A 14,534-nucleotide genomic window follows, 5' to 3' on the forward strand; every position below is an offset into this window, starting at 1 on the left:
GCGTTTCGCCTCAACCGAGGCGCGCATTCTACGCTTTCCTCACTGCCTGTCAAGCGTTTATGTTGAAGTTTTTTGAAGCGCCTTACTCGAAGACTTGAAACTTCAACCGCCGACCGACTTTCCCGCTGCGTTACTCGCTGCGAGGTGGCGAATAATACGCGCTTTGAATCTGGAGTCAACCCTTTGATTTAAAAACTTTTGCGCGTGTACCGCCCCACTCCGCGCAACTTAATGAGGCCGCGGTGAATCTGTAGATAAACCCACCACGGAGCGTAGCGGTAATGAGCGAGGCGCAAAGCGAGAAAACCCCGGGCCTGTCTGCAGACGAACAACAGGAGGTCAGCTCCAACCAACCGCCACGTGCGGCAGTGCTGCACGAGACCATCCGGTTGCAGGGCGATCAGGAACTGGAACGAACATTGGCTGCGCTCTGGTGGTCAGCCCTTGCCGCAGGTTTGTCCATGGGGCTGTCACTGATGGCCATGGGTCTTCTGTACTCGCGTCTGCCGGACGGCGAGAGCGCGCAAGTCATCGCCAGTATCGGCTACAGCGCCGGCTTCCTAGCCGTCATCATCGCACGGCAGCAGTTGTTCACCGAGAACACTCTGACCGCCGTCCTGCCGGTGATGACGACGCCAACGCTAGGCAACTTCGGTCGCCTGTTGCGTCTCTGGGGCGTGGTCCTGGCCGGCAACCTGGCCGGTACCTTGCTGGTGGCCTGGGTAATGCTCGAACTGCCCATCTTCGATACCAAGACGGACATCGCGTTCCTGGAAGTGGGGCGCAAGGTGATGGAAAACGACGTCAGCCAGATGTTTGCCAAAGGCATCGTGTCCGGCTGGATGATCGCCACCATGGTCTGGATGATCCCCTCCATGGAGCACGCCAAGATCTGGATCATCCTGGTCATCACCTACCTCATGGCATTGGGCGACTTCACTCATATCGTGGTGGGGTCGGTAGAAGTCTCGTATCTGGTCTGGGCAGGTGAAGAGACCTGGAGTAACTTCCTGCTGCACTTTGCCTTGCCTACGCTGGCCGGCAACATCATCGGCGGCAGTTTCATCTTTGGTCTGATCAGCCATGCCCAGGTGCGCAGCGACAGCGGCAAGTCGCCGTCACAGTTACTCAAAGATGAAAATCGCTCGCAAACGCCTCAAGACGGTCAGCAAAAGTGAAACGTAGCCTCACGGCGTACGGGTAACATCCCCTCTTCTTCTACAAGGAAGCTGGGCCAAGGCGTGCCAATAACGCCGCCCAGCTTTGCCATCTTCTTTCAGATCCCAGTCAGGCATACTTGCCTCCACTGCTCGCATCACCCGTGATTTGGCTTGCAAGGCCATGTCTCGTGCACCGCCCATGGCCCAGAATACTCGCGCACGTTAAGCGATAAGCGCTCCGACAGAGATCACACCCATGGACACACGCACCGGCAAGGGCCTTTCGTTTGCCAAACGGATTTATCTGCCACGGGTACTGGGCAAGGGTGTGGGGCTTTTCGCGGTAATGGCCGCAGTGGAACCCCTGTCTCCCCCCGCCTGGGTTTGGGCATTGATGCTGTTCAATGGTTTGCTTTGGCCACATTTGGCCTATCTGTGGGCGGCCCGGTCCAAAGCGCCCTACCAGGCCGAACAACGTAACTTTTATCTTGACTCGCTGATGGGTGGGTTCTGGGCCGGTGCCATGCAGTTCAATCCGCTGCCGACGGTTACCGTTCTATCGATGATCACCATGAACAACGTCGCAGCCGGCGGCAAGGCCTTGGCTATTCGCGCAGGCATGGCGCAAGTGGCAGGCATGCTTACGGCCTGCGTCTTGCTGGGGGCGGGATTTCAACCCGACGCCACCGCCTTTCAGGTCTATGCCTGCCTGCCGATGCTGACGTTGTACCCGGCGGCGCTAGGGTGGGTCTGCTATCGACTGGCGATCAAGCTGGCCGAGCACAAACGCCGACTCAACACCCTCAGCCTGACCGATAGCCTGACCGGGCTGCTCAACCACGGCGCCTGGAAAGACCTTCTGGCGAGGCGTTTTCACGGGTGCAGGAAACAGCGCGGTGAAGCGGTAGTTGCCCTGATCGACATCGATCATTTCAAGACCATCAACGACACCTTTGGCCATGTAGTGGGCGATCAGGTGCTGCGCCAGGTGAGCATCGAGTTGCTCGGCGCCCTGCGCGAGGGCGACAAGGCCGGTCGCTACGGGGGGGACGAGTTTTGCGTGATACTGCCGAGTACCACCGAAGCCCAGGCCTGCCAGGCCATGGAGCGCCTGCGCGAGCGCGTGGCGGCCTACCGCGACCCGCAGACGCCGCACCTGCGCATCAGCTTGAGCATTGGCCTGTGCCCGTTCGACCCCTCGCTGGAGACGCCGGACGGCTGGTTACGCCAGGCGGACACCGCTTTGTATGTAGCCAAGCGCAACGGTCGGGATCGCGTCATGGCCACTCATCGAGCCGATACCAGCGTGACGCCTTCTGCCGAGCCCCCCGCCTTCATATCCCTGGCGCGATGACGCCTGCCGGGTGCAAGCGCCGCTCGGCCACAATCTCCGGCAGGTCCTGCCGACGTAGGTAAGCCCTCAGCGGCTCACTCACATTCAGCCGCTCATCCATGCGTTGCTCCAGCAACAGGCCCAGCCGCTCGCGACACAAGGCCATGCGATGCCCCTGCTCAGGTCGCCATACGAACTCGTTGCACGGCATGATGCTGTCGTCGGCGATATCCATGCCGAAGGCATCCTCGGAGAAACGCATGATATAGAGGCCACGTTTACCGTGAAAGCCGACGAAGCCCTTGAGCTGCTCGGCTGCATTGCAGATATCCTGGGATGTAATGGTCATGCCCACCTCACGATGAATGGAACGCGCTGCGCAGTCATCAAACGCAAATGCTTGCCGCTGCCAGCCACGCCCGCGCGTAACGGCCCACGTCGCCGGAACAAATGCCAGGCAAAAAAATGGGCGACCGAAGTCGCCCTAAATGCCTTGCGTGCTCGTGAATCGAGAAGGTCAAGGGCGCTTGCGCTTGCTCGAGTCCTTCCAGATGAAAATGCCTAGACCGGCGAAGAAAGCCACCATCAACCCCACCGTTACCACCCCTGCGATAACCACGTTGTCGAAGAACATGCCGACCTCTCCATTTGTTTGCCGTTGTCCGATGGGAGAACAGTAACCAATGCCAGACGGGAGAAAATTGACCAGGGTCAATGACGCCCGGGGACGGGCGCGCGGGGCGGGTGCAGGGTTGACCTGCGTCAAGCATCAGCGCTTCTTGGGCTTGCGCTTGGACTTCTTCTTGGCAGCATTCAAGGGCAGTGCCTGCTCGAAGGCATCGCGCATCTCGTTCAGGCGCTTTTCCTTGATGTCATGCACGCGGCGTGCACGTTCGGCATCGAAATCAATGAGATTGTCTTGGCTCATACTGGGCTCTACACGCTACGGATACTGCATGATGGGGCCAGAACCAGGCGCTTGCCAGTCCCGTTTCATACTTCGATGTCCACCAGCAGCCCCTGGCGCACGGGCTCGCCCATCAAGGGCACCACTGGCACGGTATTGTCGGCGTTGACCTCATTGCCCGGCAACGCGTCGAATCGCTCATCGTGACCTTTGCCTTTACCCTGGCGTTGCTGCTGTCGGCGCTGCTCCTCGCGCAGCAGCAACTGCTGGTCCTGCGGGTCACGCTGGCGCTTTAGGTCGATTGCACTTTCACCGGACGCAGGCTGCGCCGGCACTACCGGCTTTATATCCGGGGTCGGTTTGACCGGGTCCTGCTGCGAGGTGACCGGGGCAGCGCTGAGCGGAATGATCGGTGGCAGCATGGCGGTTCTCCTGTCCCCCTGTATCGGCAGCCCTGCTGCTGCCTTGAAGTCATGGACAACATTTAGCCCGGTTCGTCCGCCGCCTCATCCTGGTCCTGCAAGGCGGTTTCGCTCCAGGGACGCTGGTAGACCTGCTGCCACACTGCATCCATATGGGCCCGAACCCAGGCCGGGGCGGCCTTGAGCGAGGCACTGTCCTGGCGCTCGCCGCCGATCGGGTCTTCGCCTGCCGGGGTGATCAGCGACTGGCCCGTGATGCTGTAGACCGTTTGCCCGTCCCGCATCTCGATGGCGATGTCATGGGGCTCGACACCTCCTCCGCAGAACGCATGGCTGGCCACCGTCACCTCGGCCGCACCGTTCTGGTCGAGGTCGGCCACGCCGCTGACATCGGTGTAGAAATCCACATCCAGGTCCAAACCCGGACACGTGGCTTGCTGATCGATCTGCCAGCGCGCCTGGAAGGCTTCCTGCGCTTTGCTTCGGCCGTACAAGGTGGCCTTGAGCACAACCTTGTCCACTTCCTGCTCACTTTCAGGGTCGCTGGCCTGGCCATCGACACGGCTCAAGACCAACAGCCCTTCGCCGTCCCTGTCGCGGTAGTGCACACTCTTGAGCGGTGCCTGTACGCCCAGCACCTCCAACTGCTCCAGGGGGATAGGCGGCAACCTTTCGAAGGTCTTCGGCTTGCATCCTGCCAGGAGCAAACCGCCGACCGTGAGGCTCAAGACAACGCAAAGAGGCTTGGCAGGCATGGGATGCAGAACCCTCGTCGGCACGGCAGGAAGCGACGAAACGGCTAGACTGATGCACCGGCCGAGACCGTTCGGCACCCTCAGGTGCACTCGGCACTTTGGTCTGCCCGGCCGATCCGTTAACATAATCGGCTTTTTCATCGCGGGAGTGCAGGCAGTATGGCGCAGCAGTATCAACCGGGGCAACGCTGGATCAGCGACAGCGAGGCAGAGCTCGGCCTGGGTACCATCCTGGCGCAGGATGGCCGCCTCCTGACCGTCCTCTACCCGGCCACTGGCGATACCCGCCAATATTCCCTGCGCAATGCGCCGCTGACACGCGTGCGCTTCTCGCCAGGTGACCAGATCACTCACTTCGAAGGTTGGAAGTTGACCGTGCGGGAAGTCGAGGACATCGACGGCCTGATGGTCTATCACGGGCTCGACGGGCAGAATCAGCCCCGCACGATGCCGGAGACCCAGCTGTCGAACTTCATCCAGTTCCGCCTGGCCAGCGACCGCCTGTTCGCCGGTCAGATCGACCCGCTGTCCTGGTTCAGCCTGCGCTACAACACCCTGCAGCATACCAGCAAGCAGATGCAGTCCACGCTGTGGGGCCTGGGCGGCTGCCGTGCCCAGCCCATCGCTCACCAGTTGCACATCGCCCGCGAAGTGGCCGACCGCAGCGCACCTCGCGTACTGCTCGCCGACGAGGTGGGCCTGGGCAAGACCATCGAGGCAGGCCTGGTGATTCATCGCCAACTGCTGACCGGCCGCGCCAGCCGGGTGCTGATCCTGGTGCCCGAGAACCTCCAGCATCAATGGCTGGTGGAGATGCGCCGGCGCTTTAACCTGCAGGTCGCCCTGTTCGATGCCGAACGGTTCATTGAAAGTGATGCCAGCAACCCCTTCGAGGACGCCCAGCTCGCGCTGGTCGCGCTGGAGTGGCTGGTCGACGACGAGAAGGCCCAGGACGCGCTGTTCGCGGCGGGCTGGGACCTGATGGTGGTCGATGAGGCCCATCACCTGGTCTGGCACGAGGAACACGCCAGTGCCGAATATGCGTTGGTCGAACAGCTCGCCCAGGTCATTCCCGGCGTGCTGCTGCTCACCGCAACCCCTGAACAGTTGGGCCAGGACAGCCATTTCGCGCGGCTGCGCCTGCTCGACCCCAACCGTTTCCATGACCTGGCGGCCTTCCGCGCCGAAAGCGAGCACTACCGGCCAGTGGCCGAGGCAGTGCAGGAACTGCTGGACGAGGGGCGCTTGTCGCCGAAGGCCCACGCCACCATCCAGGGTTTCCTCGGGGCCGAGGGAGACGCGCTGCTCGCGGCGGTCAATGACGGGGACAGCCAGGCCAGCGCCCGACTGATCCGCGAGCTGCTCGATCGTCATGGCACGGGCCGAGTGCTGTTCCGCAACACCCGTGCCGCCATCCAGGGGTTCCCTGAGCGTCAGTTGCACCCTCACCCACTGCCTAACCCAGAGCAATACGCCAGCTTGCCTGAGGGCGAACACGCCGAGCTCTACCCTGAGGTCGCGTTCCAGTCCCAAGTGGACCAGGCGCAGGAAGAGCGCTGGTGGCGCTTCGACCCGCGGGTCGACTGGCTGATCGACACCTTGAAAATGCTCAAGCGCACCAAGGTGCTGGTCATTTGCGCCCATGCCGAAACCGCCATGGACCTGGAAGACGCCCTGCGCGTGCGTTCCGGGATTCCGGCTTCGGTCTTCCACGAGGGCATGAGCATCCTGGAGCGCGACCGCGCGGCGGCCTACTTCGCCGATGAAGAATTCGGCGCCCAGGTGCTGATCTGCTCGGAAATCGGCAGCGAGGGGCGCAACTTCCAGTTCGCTCATCACCTGGTGATGTTCGACTTGCCTGCCCACCCCGACCTGCTCGAACAACGTATCGGCCGTCTGGACCGTATCGGCCAGAAGCACACCATCGAGTTGCACGTGCCGTACCTGCAAGGCACGCCGCAAGCGCACCTGTTCCAGTGGTACCACGAAGGGCTCAACGCCTTCCTCAACACCTGCCCCACCGGTAACGCCCTGCAGCATCAGTTCGGCCCCCGCCTGCTGGCACTGCTGGACAGTGATGACAGCAAGGCCTGGGACAGCCTGGTCAACGAAGCGCGAAGCGAACGTGAGCGGCTCGAAGCCGAGCTGCATACCGGCCGTGACCGCTTGCTCGAACTCAATTCCGGCGGCGCCGGAGAGGGTGAAGCGCTGGTGGAGGCCATCCTCGAGCAGGACGATCAGTTCGCCCTGCCGATCTACATGGAAACCCTGTTCGATGCGTTCGGTATCGACAGTGAAGACCATTCGGAAAACGCGCTGATCCTAAAGCCCAGCGAGAAGATGCTCGATGCCAGCTTCCCTTTGGGCGATGACGAAGGTGTGACCATTACCTATGACCGCGGCCAGGCGCTGTCGCGTGAAGACATGCAGTTCCTGACCTGGGAGCACCCGATGGTGCAAGGCGGCATGGACCTGGTGCTGTCCGGCTCGATGGGCAATACCGCTGTGGCGCTGATCAAGAACAAGGCGCTCAAGCCTGGGACCGTGCTGCTCGAGTTGCTGTTCGTCAGCGAGGTGGTCGCGCCGCGCAGCTTGCAACTGGGCCGGTACCTGCCGCCAGCCGCCCTGCGCTGCCTGCTCGATGCCAACGGCAATGACCTGGCGTCGCGGGTAGCATTCGAGACCCTGAACGATCAGCTCGAAAGCGTACCCCGTGCCAGTGCCAACAAGTTCGTCCAGGCACAGCGCGACGTGCTTGCAAAGCGTATCGGCAGCGGCGAAGAAAAGATCGTCCCGCTACACGAGCAACGGGTGGCCGAAGCCCAACGACGCCTGGCCGCCGAGGCCGACGAAGAGCTCGCACGCCTGGTGGCACTGCAAGCGGTCAACCCAAGCGTGAGGGACAGTGAAATCGACGCGTTGCGCAAGCAGCGCGAAGAGGGCCTGGCCATGTTGGCCAAAGCAGCGCTGCGCCTTGAAGCGATCCGCGTACTGGTCGCAGGCTGACCGCAGCGGGCCCGCCTGACCTGCAGCGGCCTTACCCGTCTTGGGATGAGGCCGCTGCAGGTCAGACCGTCCCAACCTCGCGCGGTTTCCCTACCGCGCGCTTGGGCAGCACCTAGTCCTGGCGTTTGATTCGATACTGCTCGACCAAGGTCGAAGGGTCCTGGTCCAGGTAACCCTGACTGCCGTGCAAGCGCATCAATTGGGCAGCCAGACCCGTCAGCGGTGTCGCCGCGCCCTGTTCGCGTGAAAACTTCACGGCACCATCCAGGTCCTTGAGCAGCGTTCGCACATGCCACTTTATGGGAGCGAAACGGCTTTCTGCCATCTGCGGGGCCAATATCTGCAAAGGCTTGGAATCAGCAAATCCGCCTGCCAGGGCCTGGGCGATCAACCCGGCGTCCACCCCGGAACGCTCGGCCAGCGCGATGACCTCGGCAATGACCAGGGCATTGCACGCCACGATCATCTGGTTGCAGGCCTTGGTCACTTGGCCCGCGCCAACGCCCCCCATGTGCGTCACCCGCTGACCAAGTACCTCCAGCACTGGGCGAGCACGCGCCAGGTCAGCCTCCTCCCCGCCCACCATGATGGCCAGTGTACCTGCCTGCGCGCCCGCCGTGCCGCCGGACACCGGGGCATCCAGCCAGGCCATCCCACACAAGGCGCCCAGTTGGGCTGCCATTTCCCGGGTAGCGCCAGGCTCCAGGCTGGAAAAATCCACCAGTAGCTGGCCCTGCCGCCCGCCTGCAGCAACGCCCTGATCGCCAAATACCACCTCGCGCACCACGGCGGTATCGGCCAGGCATAGCAATACCATGTCCACCTGCCGTGCAAGCTCGGCGGGGCTTGCGGCCAGTCGTGCGCCTGCGGCAACCAGCGCCTGGCATTTTTCCGGGCTGCGGTTCCATACCCACAGCCGATAGCCGGCCGCCAGCAGGCGCTTGCACATCGGCAGGCCCATCAGACCGACACCAGCGAAACCAAGTGAAGGTAATGCGTTGCTCATCAGGTACTCCTGGCTGAAAAAGGGGCTGGGGCAACGCCGCGCTGCGTGACTGCGGCGACGACCACCTTTACGCATGCCGTAAACTGTTACCGCCACGCCGAATTGTTACTTACCTCTACCTCAATTGAGCAATGACGAGCACCCAAAAGAGGCGCCTGCGCGTTTTCGCGCACCAAAAAAGCACAAGGCTGCTATTCACTGCCTGACTTGAATGACGATGAACGGCGCCACAACCACCGCCCAGATCTCTGGATCGCGGGTTTGCAGTTCACTGGCCTGTTCTGCCGTCACCGGGCCGACAGTGCCATCAGTGCGCCACTTATCGAAGAGATCACTGCGGTTTTCGGCCATTGCCGTGGCCACGGTGATCAGATCCAGGGCGGGATCGACCCAAATCAGGTCACCTTTTGCCCAGAATCTTTCCAGGGCTTTCCACTCGATGGTGGCGGTCTCTCCGAGCAATTTGGCATAGAGGGTGCTTGTTCGATCAGTCATGGGAATATCCGCTGGAAATCTGGCTTTGAAAGGGCCGGCATTTTTGCAGAAAAACCTGGTTTCAAATATGCAATTGGCTGGCAGGCCGCGTCTTTTCGAGGTGCGACTGCCAATATAGGCCATCTGATGGCGCCTTTTTGTACTTTAGTGTCAAGCAAGCGACAACCGTGAAACCAGGCGCTTTTTGCCCGCTTTTCAAGCGCGCAGACAGCGCTCTACACTGTACCGGTACAGTTCCGGGACATGTTCCGGGGAAGGTGGGCTTGCGCGTTGGCATGACCACGCCGCAACCCGCCTGGTCTGTAGCCCTGGCCGCCAGGACTATAAGAATTACAACAGAATGAGTGGAGCACTATGATCAAGATTTCCAAGCTGTTCGCTGCAATGGTTCTGGCCGGGGTAGCCAGCCATTCGTTTGCCGCCGACACCATCAAGATCGGGATCGCCGGGCCCAAGACCGGCCCCGTGACCCAGTATGGCGACATGCAGTTCATCGGTGCCAAGCAAGCCATCAAGGACATCAACGCCGCAGGCGGTGTCGATGGCAAGATGCTCGAAGCCAAGGAATACGACGACGCCTGCGACCCTAAACAGGCCGTGGCCGTCGCCAACAAAGTGGTCAACGACGGCGTCAAGTTCGTCATCGGCCACCTGTGCTCCAGCTCCACCCAGCCAGCGTCCGACATCTACGAAGACGAAGGCGTGATCATGATCACCCCGGCGGCAACGTCCCCGGAAATCACCTCCCGCGGCTACAAGCTGATCTTCCGCACCATCGGCCTGGACAGCGCCCAAGGCCCTGCCGCCGGCAACTACATCGCCGACCACGTCAAGCCCAAGGTAGTCGCGGTACTGCACGACAAACAGCAGTACGGTGAAGGCATCGCCACGGCCGTCAAGCAGACCCTGGAGCAAAAAGGCACCAAGGTTGCCGTGTTCGAAGGCCTCAACGCCGGCGACAAGGACTTCTCGTCCATCATCCAGAAGCTCAAGCAGAACAACGTCGATTTCGTGTACTACGGCGGCTACCACCCAGAGCTGGGCCTGATCCTGCGTCAAGCGCAGGAAAAAGGCCTGAAAGCCAAGTTCATGGGCCCGGAAGGCGTGGGTAACGACTCCATTTCGCAAATCGCCCAGAATGCCTCCGAAGGCCTGCTGGTCACCCTGCCCAAGTCGTTCGATGCCGACCCTGAGAACAAGAAGATCGTCGACGCGATCAAGGCTGACGGCAAGGACCCGAGCGGCCCGTTCGTCTTCCCTGCCTACTCGGCCGTCGAGCTGATCGCCCAAGGCATCAAAGCCGCGAAATCCGAGGACACTGACAAGGTGGCCGAGGCTATCCACAGTGGCTCGTTCAAGACCCCTACCGGCACCCTGGCCTATGACGACAAGGGTGACCTCAAAGACTTCAAGTTCGTGGTTTACGAATGGCACTTCGGCAAACCGAAGACTGAAGTCTCCCCTCAGTAACAAGCGTGACTAATAGCTGACCGAGAAGCCCACTGTGCGAGCAGTGGGCTTTGTTTTACGAGGTTCATGGGCCCGCCCCCGCGATCCGGGGACGGGCCCACCTGAAAATCTTAAAACCGTCACCCGCGGTTTCCTGGCCGTACCCCGGCCAGCGAAATGCAAATCAGGTTTTTAGGAGCGCTGTAATGCCTGAGATCTACCATTTCTTCCAACAACTGGTTAATGGATTGACCATCGGCAGCACCTATGCCTTGATCGCCATCGGCTACACGATGGTGTACGGCATCATCGGCATGATCAACTTCGCCCATGGCGAGGTCTACATGATCGGCTCGTATGTGGCGTTCATCGCCCTGGCGGGTCTGGCCATGATGGGTATTCATTCGCTGCCAATCCTGATGACCGTTGCCTTCGTCGCGACCATTTTCGTGACCAGTGCCTATGGCTACAGCATCGAACGGGTTGCCTACCGCCCACTGCGCAACAGTAACCGGCTGATTCCGCTGATTTCTGCCATCGGTATGTCGATTTTCCTGCAGAACACCGTGCTGTTGTCCCAAGACTCCAAGGACAAGTCCATTCCCAACCTGATTCCGGGCAGCTTCTCGTTCGGACCAGGCGGCGCAGAAGAAGTCCTGGTGTCCTACATGCAAGTACTGGTGTTCGTGGTAACACTGGTGGCCATGACCCTGCTGACCCTGTTCATCTCCCGTTCGCGATTGGGCCGCGCGTGTCGCGCCTGCGCCGAGGACATCAAGATGGCCAACTTGCTGGGCATCAACACCAACAACATCATCGCCCTCACCTTCGTCATCGGTGCTGCCCTGGCGGCCGTCGCGGCCGTGCTGCTGAGCATGCAATACGGGGTCATCAACCCTAACGCCGGCTTCCTGGTTGGCCTGAAGGCCTTTACCGCCGCGGTGCTAGGCGGTATCGGCAGCATTCCGGGCGCCATGCTCGGTGGGCTGGTGCTGGGTGTGGCCGAAGCGTTCGGCGCCGACATCTTCGGCGACCAGTACAAGGACGTCGTGGCATTCGGCTTGTTGGTTCTCGTCCTGTTGTTCCGGCCGACCGGCATCCTGGGCCGCCCGGAGGTTGAAAAAGTATGAACAAGAATCTCAAACCGGCGTTTTTCAGCGCCTTGCTGGTATGGGCCGTGGCCTTCCCGGTGCTCGGCCTGAAGCTGAGCATCGACGGCATCAGCCTGGTGGTGCATAGCCAGGGCTCGTTCACTATCAGCATCATCGCCGTGTGCTCGGTGCTGATGTTCCTGCGGGTGCTGTTCGACCGGCAGTGGAGCTCGGTGATGAGCCGTCGCTCGGACCGCAAGCTGATCCCACCTGCGCTAAGCAACTACCTGACCCTTCCCAAAACCCAGCGCTGGGTGATTCTTGGGCTGGTCGTGGTGGCCCTGATCTGGCCCTTCTTCGGATCGCGCGGCGCGGTCGACATCGCCACCCTGATCCTGATCTACGTGTTGCTCGGCCTTGGCCTGAACATCGTGGTCGGCCTGGCCGGGTTGCTGGACCTGGGGTATGTGGGCTTCTACGCCGTGGGTGCCTACAGCTACGCCATGCTGTCGCACTATCTGGGGTGGAGTTTCTGGGTCTGCCTGCCGATTGCCGGACTGATGGCCGCCACCTTTGGCTTCCTGCTCGGTTTTCCGGTGTTGCGCCTGCGGGGTGACTACCTGGCGATCGTGACGCTGGGCTTCGGCGAGATCATTCGCCTGTTCCTGCGTAACCTCACCGACTGGACCGGTGGCCCCAACGGCATCAGCAACATTCCCAAGCCCGAATTCTTCGGCCTTACCTTCGAGCGACGCGCCGCCGAGGGCATGCAGACCTTCCACGAGTATTTCGGCCTGCCCTACAACTCGATCAACAAGGTCATCTTCCTGTACCTGGTTGCACTGTTGCTGGCACTGCTTGCGCTGTTCGTGATCAACCGCTTGTTGCGCATGCCCATCGGCCGTGCCTGGGAAGCGTTGCGCGAAGACGAGATCGCCTGCCGTGCCCTGGGCCTGAACCCCACCGTGATCAAACTCTCGGCCTTCACCCTGGGTGCCTGCTTCGCAGGCTTTGCCGGCAGCTTCTTTGCCGCTCGCCAAGGGCTGGTGACGCCAGAATCGTTCACGTTCATCGAGTCGGCCATCATCCTGGCCATTGTGGTGCTCGGCGGCATGGGCTCGCAGCTCGGCGTGATCCTCGCTGCCATCGTCATGATCCTGCTGCCGGAGCTGATGCGCGAATTCAGTGAATACCGGATGCTGATGTTCGGTGCGCTGATGGTGCTGATGATGATCTGGCGTCCGCAAGGTCTGCTGCCAATGCAACGTCCCCACATGGAGCTGCGTCGATGAGCCGCGAAATTCTGCAAGTCAGCGGCCTTAGCATGCGCTTCGGCGGCTTGTTGGCGGTCAATGGCGTAGGCCTGACCGTCAAGGAAAAACAAGTGGTGGCGCTGATCGGTCCGAACGGCGCCGGCAAGACCACGGTGTTCAACTGCCTGACCGGTTTCTACCGGCCCAGCGGCGGCACCATCCTGCTCGATGGCGAGCCCATCCAAGGCCTGGCCGGGCACCAGATCGCGCGCAAGGGAGTGGTACGCACCTTCCAGAACGTGCGCCTGTTCAAGGAAATGACGGCGCTCGAAAACCTGCTGATCGCCCAGCACCGGCACTTGAACACCAACTTCTTCGCCGGGCTATTCAAGACCCCGGGGTTCCGCCGCAGTGAAAAGGAAGCCATGGAGCGGGCGCAGTACTGGCTGGACAAGGTCAACCTGACCGAATTCGCCAATCGCACCGCCGGCACCCTCGCCTACGGCCAGCAACGGCGCCTGGAAATCGCCCGCTGCATGATGACCCGCCCGCGGATCATCATGCTCGACGAGCCGGCTGCCGGGTTGAACCCGAAAGAGACCGAGGACCTCAAGGCATTGATTGCCTATTTGCGTGAATCACACAACGTGACCGTGCTGCTGATCGAGCATGACATGAAGCTGGTGATGAGCATTTCCGATCACATTGTGGTCATCAACCAGGGCACGCCCCTGGCCCACGGCACGCCCCAGGAAATCCGCGACAACCCTGAAGTGATCAAAGCCTACCTGGGGGAAGCGTAAATGCTGAAGTTCGAGAACGTTTCCACTTTCTACGGCAAGATACAGGCGCTGCACAGCGTCAACGTGGAGATCAACCAGGGCGAAATCGTCACCCTGATCGGCGCCAACGGCGCCGGCAAATCCACTTTGCTCATGACCCTGTGCGGTTCACCCCAAGCCCACAGCGGCAGCATCAAGTACCTGGGCGAGGAACTGGTCGGCCAGCCCTCCTCGCACATCATGCGCAAGAGCATTGCCGTGGTGCCCGAAGGCCGCCGGGTGTTCGCCCGGCTGACCGTCGAGGAGAACCTGGCCATGGGCGGGTTCTTCACCGACAAGGGCGACTATCAGGCGCAGTTGGACAAAGTGCTGCAGCTGTTTCCGCGCCTGAAGGAGCGGTATGCCCAGCGCGGCGGCACCATGTCCGGGGGCGAACAGCAGATGCTGGCCATCGGGCGTGCCCTGATGAGCAAACCCAAGTTGCTGCTGCTCGACGAACCCTCCCTGGGCCTGGCACCGATCATCATCCAGCAGATCTTCGACATCATCGAACAACTGCGCCGTGATGGCGTGACAGTGTTCCTGGTAGAACAGAACGCCAACCAGGCACTGAAGATCGCCGACCGGGCCTATGTGTTGGAGAATGGGCATGTGGTGATGCAGGGTACGGGCGAAGGGCTGCTGACCGATCCAAAAGTGCGTGACGCCTATCTAGGCGGTTGATGCCAGCGGGGCCTGCCAGGGCCCCGTTATCTTGACACTGCACGCTTGCACCCCCGGTTCACGATCAAACAGCACGGACTGCGCGCAGGTGGCAGCCGTCTATTTATCTTCGCCGGGCTTGTATTGCCCCTGCCTGCCTCAGTAACGTGACG

15 protein-coding genes are annotated in these 14,534 nt (G+C 61.3%); 8 read left to right on the plus strand and 7 right to left on the minus strand.

All coding sequences use genetic code 11. The annotated features are described in order from the left end of the window. Window positions 1-281: 281 nt before the first annotated feature. Window positions 282-1,178, plus strand: coding sequence for a formate/nitrite transporter family protein (locus tag ACF8GB_RS12990; RefSeq protein WP_196126844.1), 897 nt, complete (start codon window positions 282-284; stop codon window positions 1,176-1,178). A 238-nt stretch (window positions 1,179-1,416) separates the two neighbouring features. Beyond that, window positions 1,417-2,514, plus strand: coding sequence for a diguanylate cyclase (locus tag ACF8GB_RS12995; protein ID WP_196126845.1), 1,098 nt, complete (start codon window positions 1,417-1,419; stop codon window positions 2,512-2,514). On the opposite strand, the gene ACF8GB_RS13000 is transcribed toward ACF8GB_RS12995, so the two are convergent. The 5 genes from ACF8GB_RS13000 to ACF8GB_RS13020 form a co-directional block, all read right to left on the minus strand. Continuing rightward, entirely contained in the window at window positions 2,495-2,842 is a 348-nt protein-coding gene (locus tag ACF8GB_RS13000; RefSeq protein WP_196126846.1) for a DUF2025 family protein, read from the minus strand. The genes ACF8GB_RS12995 and ACF8GB_RS13000 overlap by 20 nt on opposite strands. Window positions 2,843-3,010: 168 nt before the next feature. Continuing rightward, a complete protein-coding gene (gene ccoM, locus ACF8GB_RS13005; RefSeq protein ID WP_023535213.1) occupies window positions 3,011-3,127 on the minus strand; it encodes a cytochrome c oxidase subunit CcoM in 117 nt (38 codons plus the stop codon). Between the two features lie 135 nt (window positions 3,128-3,262). Then, window positions 3,263-3,421: a hypothetical protein gene (locus tag ACF8GB_RS13010; RefSeq protein ID WP_088523537.1), complete on the minus strand. Its 159-nt coding sequence runs from the start codon at window positions 3,419-3,421 to the stop codon at window positions 3,263-3,265. 65 nt (window positions 3,422-3,486) lie between these two features. Further along, complete coding sequence (locus tag ACF8GB_RS13015) at window positions 3,487-3,822, minus strand: hypothetical protein (protein ID WP_058637975.1); 336 nt, start codon at window positions 3,820-3,822, stop codon at window positions 3,487-3,489. A 62-nt stretch (window positions 3,823-3,884) separates the two neighbouring features. Further along, on the minus strand, window positions 3,885-4,577 hold the full coding sequence (locus ACF8GB_RS13020; RefSeq protein WP_197844798.1) for a M949_RS01915 family surface polysaccharide biosynthesis protein: 693 nt from the start codon (window positions 4,575-4,577) through the stop codon (window positions 3,885-3,887). Between the two features lie 159 nt (window positions 4,578-4,736). On the opposite strand from ACF8GB_RS13020, the gene rapA reads away from it, so the two are divergent. Further along, the gene (gene rapA / locus ACF8GB_RS13025; RefSeq protein WP_145256575.1) at window positions 4,737-7,583 is read left to right on the plus strand and encodes an RNA polymerase-associated protein RapA; all 2,847 of its coding nucleotides are present in this window, start codon (window positions 4,737-4,739) and stop codon (window positions 7,581-7,583) included. A gap of 112 nt (window positions 7,584-7,695) precedes the next feature. Here rapA and ACF8GB_RS13030 read toward each other — a convergent pair whose 3' ends face one another. Continuing rightward, window positions 7,696-8,589 carry an NAD(P)-dependent oxidoreductase gene (locus ACF8GB_RS13030; protein ID WP_058637972.1) on the minus strand — a complete coding sequence of 298 codons (894 nt, stop codon included), beginning with the start codon at window positions 8,587-8,589 and terminating at the stop codon, window positions 7,696-7,698. Window positions 8,590-8,784: 195 nt separating this feature from the next. After that, window positions 8,785-9,084 carry a DUF2288 domain-containing protein gene (locus ACF8GB_RS13035; protein ID WP_058637980.1) on the minus strand — a complete coding sequence of 100 codons (300 nt, stop codon included), beginning with the start codon at window positions 9,082-9,084 and terminating at the stop codon, window positions 8,785-8,787. Between the two features lie 354 nt (window positions 9,085-9,438). Between ACF8GB_RS13035 and ACF8GB_RS13040 the strand changes: the two genes are divergently transcribed. The 5 genes from ACF8GB_RS13040 to ACF8GB_RS13060 all read left to right on the plus strand — a co-directional run bounded on the left by ACF8GB_RS13040 (window position 9,439) and on the right by ACF8GB_RS13060 (window position 14,382). After that, window positions 9,439-10,554 carry a branched-chain amino acid ABC transporter substrate-binding protein gene (locus tag ACF8GB_RS13040; protein ID WP_058637971.1) on the plus strand — a complete coding sequence of 372 codons (1,116 nt, stop codon included), beginning with the start codon at window positions 9,439-9,441 and terminating at the stop codon, window positions 10,552-10,554. A 185-nt stretch (window positions 10,555-10,739) separates the two neighbouring features. Continuing rightward, window positions 10,740-11,663 carry a high-affinity branched-chain amino acid ABC transporter permease LivH gene (gene livH / locus ACF8GB_RS13045; RefSeq protein WP_023535272.1) on the plus strand — a complete coding sequence of 308 codons (924 nt, stop codon included), beginning with the start codon at window positions 10,740-10,742 and terminating at the stop codon, window positions 11,661-11,663. After that, window positions 11,660-12,916: a high-affinity branched-chain amino acid ABC transporter permease LivM gene (locus ACF8GB_RS13050; RefSeq protein WP_058606033.1), complete on the plus strand. Its 1,257-nt coding sequence runs from the start codon at window positions 11,660-11,662 to the stop codon at window positions 12,914-12,916. Before livH ends, ACF8GB_RS13050 begins: the two co-directional genes overlap by 4 nt. Then, window positions 12,913-13,680: a high-affinity branched-chain amino acid ABC transporter ATP-binding protein LivG gene (gene livG / locus ACF8GB_RS13055; protein WP_023535212.1), complete on the plus strand. Its 768-nt coding sequence runs from the start codon at window positions 12,913-12,915 to the stop codon at window positions 13,678-13,680. The genes ACF8GB_RS13050 and livG overlap by 4 nt, the downstream gene beginning before the upstream one ends. Then, window positions 13,681-14,382, plus strand: coding sequence for an ABC transporter ATP-binding protein (locus ACF8GB_RS13060; RefSeq protein ID WP_023535231.1), 702 nt, complete (start codon window positions 13,681-13,683; stop codon window positions 14,380-14,382). Window positions 14,383-14,534: the final 152 nt, after the last annotated feature.

The organism is Pseudomonas sp. xss_4 (genome assembly GCF_043104125.1).
Taxonomy (GTDB): Bacteria; Pseudomonadota; Gammaproteobacteria; order Pseudomonadales; family Pseudomonadaceae; genus Aquipseudomonas; species Aquipseudomonas parafulva_B.